Source organism: Methylorubrum podarium (genome assembly GCF_022179745.1).
GTDB classification, from domain to species: Bacteria; Pseudomonadota; Alphaproteobacteria; order Rhizobiales; family Beijerinckiaceae; genus Methylobacterium; species Methylobacterium podarium.
The window spans coordinates 1-5,871 of record NZ_BPRD01000203.1; the positions used below are offsets into that span (position 1 = coordinate 1).

General features: G+C 69.3%; 5 protein-coding genes. 3 read left to right on the plus strand and 2 right to left on the minus strand.

Annotated features, from left to right (window positions below; translation table 11 throughout):
- Positions 1-58: 58 nt before the first annotated feature.
- Both MFF42_RS10950 and MFF42_RS10955 read right to left on the minus strand, forming a co-directional pair.
- Positions 59-1,834, minus strand: coding sequence for a diflavin oxidoreductase (locus MFF42_RS10950; protein WP_238255784.1), 1,776 nt, complete (start codon positions 1,832-1,834; stop codon positions 59-61).
- Positions 1,835-1,946: 112 nt separating this feature from the next.
- A complete protein-coding gene (locus MFF42_RS10955; RefSeq protein ID WP_238255785.1) occupies positions 1,947-2,450 on the minus strand; it encodes an Lrp/AsnC family transcriptional regulator in 504 nt (167 codons plus the stop codon).
- Positions 2,451-2,700: 250 nt separating this feature from the next.
- On the opposite strand from MFF42_RS10955, the gene MFF42_RS10960 reads away from it, so the two are divergent.
- The 3 genes from MFF42_RS10960 to cysN are packed head-to-tail and all read left to right on the plus strand — an operon-like array spanning position 2,701 to position 5,839.
- A complete protein-coding gene (locus MFF42_RS10960) occupies positions 2,701-3,510 on the plus strand; it encodes a phosphoadenylyl-sulfate reductase (protein WP_238255786.1) in 810 nt (269 codons plus the stop codon).
- Entirely contained in the window at positions 3,510-4,439 is a 930-nt protein-coding gene (gene cysD, locus MFF42_RS10965; RefSeq protein WP_238255787.1) for a sulfate adenylyltransferase subunit CysD, read from the plus strand. The genes MFF42_RS10960 and cysD overlap by 1 nt, the downstream gene beginning before the upstream one ends.
- Positions 4,439-5,839: a sulfate adenylyltransferase subunit CysN gene (cysN, locus tag MFF42_RS10970; RefSeq protein ID WP_238255788.1), complete on the plus strand. Its 1,401-nt coding sequence runs from the start codon at positions 4,439-4,441 to the stop codon at positions 5,837-5,839. The genes cysD and cysN overlap by 1 nt, the downstream gene beginning before the upstream one ends.
- Positions 5,840-5,871 lie beyond the last annotated feature (32 nt).

The window sequence follows — 5,871 nt, forward strand, 5'->3', positions numbered from 1 at the left end:
TGCCTTCTGCGCCACCCCACCCTTGATCCCTCCCCGCAAGGGGGAGGGAAACGCCCACTCAGTAAACGTCCTGCTGGTAGCGCTTGGCCCGCTCCAGCGAGGCGACATGCGCCTCGGCGTCGGCGTGGCTCAAACCCTTCACGCTCTCGAAGGCGCGCACCACGGCGGCGCGCACGTCGCGCGCCATGTTCTTGGCATCGCCGCAGACGTAGAAGTGGGCGCCGCCGTCGAGCCACGCCACCACCTCGGCGGCGTGCTGGTCGATCCGATCCTGCACGTAGATCTTCTCCGGCTGGTCGCGGGAGAAGGCGACGTCGATCTTCGTGAGCGAACCGTCCTCCAGCGCCTCCTGCCATTCGAGCTGGTACAGGAAGTCGTGGGTGAAATGGCGGTCGCCGAAGAACAGCCAGGAGCGGCCGGGCGCTTCCGTGGCGCGGCGCTCCTGCACGAAGGCGCGGAACGGGGCGACGCCGGTGCCGGGACCGACCATGATGATGTCGGTGGAGCCGTCGGAAGGCAGGCGGAAGTGCTTGTTGGGCTTCACCCGCACCCGCAGCTTGGCGCCGTTCCTGATGCGGTCGGCGACATGCACCGAGGCGACGCCGGAGCGGGCGCGCCCGTGGGTCTCGTAGCGCACCGCGGCGACGGTGAGGTGCACCTCGTCGCCGACCTCTTTTCGCGATGAGGCGATGGAATAGGCTCGCGGCGGCAGCGGCCGGGTCACGGTGTTGAGATGCTCGGCGGTCAGCGCACCGGGGAAGCGCTCGATCAGGTCGATCAGGTGGCGGCCCTCGATCCAGGCCTTCACCTCGCCGCTCTCCACGAATGCTTGCGCGTCCGCGTGGCCCGTGGCCTTGGCGAAGCGCTCGACCGTGGTGGCCGAGAGCGTGGTGATGTCGCGCTCGGCGAGCAGCGCCCGGCGCAGGCCCTCGTCGCCACTCAGGCCCGTGGCGCGCAGGATCTCGTCGACGAGCTGCGGGTCGTTCTCCGGGAAGATCTCCAGCGAGTCACCGGGCTCGTAGGCCGGCGCCCCGTCCTCGAATTCGAGGGCGAGGTGAATCGTCTCCTTGTCGGAGCGCGAGGAGTTGAGGTTCACGTGGTCGATCACCTCGACCACCACCGGCTCGCGGCTGACCTCGCCGTCCTCGTCCTCGGCTCCGGCGCGGAAATCGACGGCCACGACGTTGTCGGCCGGGGCCTCCGCCGGCGCGAGCGCCTTCAGCGCGCCCTTGATCCAGTCGGCGGCGGGCTTGTCGAAATCGAGGTCGAGATCGGCGCGGTCGTAGGCGCGCTGGGCGCCGAGCGCCTCGAAGCGCGCGTCGAGCGCCTTCCCGATGGCGCAGAACTCGGCGTAGCTCGTGTCGCCGAGCGCGAGCACGCCGAACGCGACGCCCTCCAGCCGGGGTGCCGCGTCCGACATCAGCTCGCCGTAGGCCCGCACCGCGCGGGCCGGCGGCTCGCCCTCGCCCCAGGTCGCGGCGATGGCGATGAGCTTGCCGGCCTTCGGCAGCGTGGCGAGATCGAGGTCGGCGAAATCCACGACCTTCGGCTTGAAGCCCTGCTTGCGCGCGAGCTTGCTCACGTCGCCCGCGAGCTTTTCCGAATTGCCCGACTCGGAGGCGAACAGGATCGTCAGCGGCTCGGCCGCCTTCGGGGGCGCCGCCGGAACCGCGGCCGCGGCCCCCGGCTGGCCGGCGGCGGCGTCGAGCCCGGCGAGGAAGCCCGCGAGCCATGCGCGCTGGATCGGCGTCGCCGCCCCGAGCGCCGCGTCGAGATGAGCCCGTTCCTGGTCTCCGAAGGGAGCCGTGCGGGGGAGGAGTGCTTGCCTGGACATCGTGGGTGCCATGTCGTCCGCCGGAGCGCCGCTGTCAACGTCGAAACGTCCGTTTTAAAGAACGCCCTGCGGAGAGAAGAGATTGTTCGTTGTTGCGCCGCAAAAAGGAAGATTATTCTCCAACCACCGACAGCCGCGGTTCGGACCGCCCGCGCGGCGGGGGCGCCGGGAGCGGCAGGGCGGTGGTCGACTTCACCTTTTCCATGGCGAAACGCGAGGTCACGTTCTTGAGGGGAAGGGTCGCGATCAGGTTCTTGTAGAAGGTGTCGTAGGCGGCCATGTCGGCCACGACGACGCGCAGCATGTAATCGACGTCGCCGGCCATGCGGTAGAATTCCAGCACCTCCGGCATCGCCGAGATCCGGTCGGCGAAGCGCTCCAGCCAGTCCTTGGAATGGTCGGCGGTCTCGATCGAGACGAAGACGGTGAGCCCGAGGCCGAGCTTCACCGGATCGAGCACGGCGACGCGCCGGTCGATCACGCCGTCGGCCTCGAGGCGCTGGATCCGCTTCCAGCACGGGGTCTGCGACAGCCCGACCTGCTCGCCGATGGCGGCGATGGAGAGCGTGGCGTCCTTCTGCAGGAGCGCGAGGATCTTCAGGTCGATCGAGTCCAAGGGGGCCTCTCCGCAAGTGATGGCGAGGGTGGTCGCTCAACGGCGTCTCTCGGGGCGCCGGGCGCGCCCGATCCGTCGCCGCGTTGAGAAGATTCTTTTCTAATCGGGCAGCGATCCGTCGGCACCGCCCGGTGCCGTGTCGTTGGCGCCGCAGCGGTGGATTGCGTGCGCGACAGGCCCGACGCCTTGACAGCGTTCGTTATAGCGAACATTTCAGAACTCCAGCAAGCAGGCAATCGATTTTACGCACATGACCGCTGCCCTCGTCCGGGCGGCCGAGGACCTCGCCAGGGATATGGCGGGGCTGGACCTCCGGGGGCGGATCCGCCTCGTCGAGGACCGCATCCCGGGCCGTCTCGTCTTCACCACCAGCCTCGGCATCGAGGATCAGGCGCTCACGCACGCGCTCGCCCTGAACAAGGGCCGCACCGAGATCGTCACCCTCGATACCGGCCGGCTCTTCCCCGAGACCTACGACGTCTGGACCGAGACGGAGGCCGCCTACGGCATCCGCATCCGCGCCTACGCGCCGGAGCGGACGGCCGAGGAGGCGTTCGTCGCAGCCGAGGGCATCAACGGCTTCCGCCACTCCGTCGCCGCGCGGCAGGCCTGCTGCGGCTTCCGCAAGGTCGAGCCGCTGGGCCGTGCCCTCGATGGCGCGGCGGCGTGGTTCACCGGCCTGCGCGCCGGTCAGTCGGCCAACCGGGCCGAGACGCCGCTGGCGGAGGCGGACGAGGGCCGCGGGCTGATCAAGGTCAACCCGCTCGCCGATTGGACGCGGGCCGAGGTCGATGCCTTCATTCGGGACAATTTCATCCCCTACAATGTGCTCCACGATCGCGGCTTCCCCTCGATCGGCTGTGCCCCCTGCACGCGGGCCGTGAAGGTCGGCGAGGACGAGCGCGCCGGCCGCTGGTGGTGGGAGCAGGAATCCAAGAAGGAATGCGGCTTGCACCTGCACAGGCCGGAAGCGGACGTCGCGCCGGGCCAGGAGCCGGCTGCTTTCGAGGAGCCCGCGCGCTCCGCGATGTCGCGCGAGAACAGAAGGGAACTGGTTTGATGAGCGCCGCCGTCGCCGCGCCCGCGCGCACCCGCCTGACGCATCTTCAGCGGCTCGAGGCCGAGAGCATCCACATCTTCCGCGAGACGGTCGCCGAGGCCGAGAACCCGGTGATGCTCTACTCGATCGGCAAGGATTCCTCCGTCCTGCTGCATCTGGCGCTCAAGGCCTTCGCGCCGGGGCGCCTGCCGTTCCCCCTGATGCACATCGACACGACCTGGAAGTTCCGCGAGATGATCGCCTTCCGCGACCGGCGCGCGAGGGAACTCGGCCTCGAACTGATCGTGCACACGAACCAGGACGGGCTCGCCAAGGGCATCGGCCCGGTCAGCCACGGCTCGGAAGTGCACACCGACGTGATGAAGACGCAGGCGCTGCGTCAGGCGCTCGACAAGCACAAGTTCGATGCGGCCTTCGGCGGCGCCCGCCGCGACGAGGAGGCGAGCCGGGCCAAGGAGCGCATCGTGAGCTTGCGCAACGCGCAGCATCGCTGGGACCCGAAGCGCCAGCGCGCCGAGCCGTGGCACCTCTACAATTTCAAGAAGCGGCGCGGCGAGTCCTTCCGCGTCTTCCCGCTCTCGAACTGGACCGAACTCGACATCTGGCTCTACATCGAGCAGGAAAACATTCCGATCGTGCCGCTCTACTTCGCCGCCGAGCGGCCGGTGGTCGAGCGCGACGGCCAGCTCATCATGGTCGATGACGACCGCTTTCCACTCGAGCCCGGCGAGACCCCGCAACTCCGAAAAGTGCGGTTCCGGACGCTCGGCTGCTACCCGCTGACCGGCGCGGTCGAGAGCCCGGCCGCGACCCTGCCGGAGATCATCGGCGAGACGCTCGCCGCCCGCACCTCGGAGCGCCAGGGCCGGGTCATCGACAAGGACGGCGCCGGCGCCATGGAGCGCAAGAAGCAGGAGGGCTATTTCTGATGACGATCCATCAGGCACCCGAGGCGTTCGGCTACGAAGCCTTCCTGCACAAGCACCAGAACAAGGAGGTGCTGCGCTTCATCACCTGCGGCTCGGTGGACGACGGCAAGTCGACCCTGATCGGGCGGCTGCTGCACGACACCAAGCAGATCTTCGACGACCAGATCACCGCGCTCCAGCGCGATTCGCGCAAGCACGGCACGCAAGGGGCGGAGGTCGATCTCGCGCTGCTGGTGGACGGCCTCCAGGCCGAGCGCGAGCAGGGCATCACCATCGACGTCGCCTACCGCTTCTTCTCGACGGAGCGGCGCTCCTTCATCGTCGCCGACACCCCCGGCCACGAGCAGTACACCCGCAACATGGCCACCGGCGCCTCGACCGCGGACGTCGCCGTGATCCTCGTCGATGCCCGCCACGGCCTGACCCGCCAGACCCGGCGCCACGCGCTGCTGGTCTCGCTGCTCGGCATCCACCGGGTGGCGCTCGCCATCAACAAGATGGATCTCGTCGGCTGGTCGCAGGACAAGTTCGAGGCGATCGTCTCCGGCTTCCAGGCGTTCGCCGCGCCGCTGAACTTCTCCGAGGTCCGGGCGATCCCGCTCTCGGCCAAGAACGGCGACAACGTCGTCCTGCCGGGCACCGCGGCCACGTGGTACGACGGCGTCGCGCTCCTGCGCTACCTCGAAGAGGTGCCGGTGAAGTCGGAGGAGCGCGCCGCCGCCTTCCGCATGCCGGTGCAGTGGGTGAACCGCCCGAACTCGGATTTTCGCGGCTTCTCCGGATTGATCGCCAGCGGATCGGTGGCGCCGGGCGACGCCGTCACCGTCGCGCCGTCCGGCAAGACCTCGACCATCGCCCGCATCTTCACCGCCGACGGCGATCTGGAGCGGGCGAGCGAGGGCCAGTCGGTGACCCTGGTGCTCGCCGACGAGATCGACGCCTCCCGCGGCGCGGTGATCGCGACCTCGGACGCGCCGCTGACGCTGACCGACAGCCTCGACGTGCGCCTGTTCTGGGCCGCCGAGACCGAGCTGGCGCCCGGCGCCAACCTCTGGGCCAAGGTCGGCACGCAGACCGTGAACGCCACGGTGAAGGCGGTCCACCGCCGGATCGACCCGGAGACCGGACAGGCCGGCCCGGCCGAGACGCTCGCGGTCAACGACATCGGCGACGTGACGCTGACCCTCGACCGGCAGATCGCCGTCGATCCCTATGTCGAGAACCGCGACACCGGCAGCCTGATCCTGATCGACCGCGAAACCACCGACACGGCCGCGCTCGGACTGGTGCAGACGGTCGTCGCCTCGGCCAAGGCGTCGGTTCCGGCGGCGCCCGAGACGATGAAGCCGGCCCGAAGCAGCGGCCTGCTCGCGGGCCTCAAGCGGCTCTTCGGCGGCTGAATAAAGCGCATCCTGCCCTCTCCCCTCTGCGG

Bases quoted from the DNA above. Each gene is read 5' to 3' on its own strand.
- MFF42_RS10950 (WP_238255784.1), bottom strand. From the start codon at position 1,834: ATGTCCAGGCAAGCACTCCTCCCCCGCACGGCTCCCTTCGGAGACCAG.
- MFF42_RS10960 (WP_238255786.1), top strand. From the start codon at position 2,701: ATGACCGCTGCCCTCGTCCGGGCGGCCGAGGACCTCGCCAGGGATATG.
- cysD (WP_238255787.1), top strand. From the start codon at position 3,510: ATGAGCGCCGCCGTCGCCGCGCCCGCGCGCACCCGCCTGACGCATCTT.
- cysN (WP_238255788.1), top strand. From the start codon at position 4,439: ATGACGATCCATCAGGCACCCGAGGCGTTCGGCTACGAAGCCTTCCTG.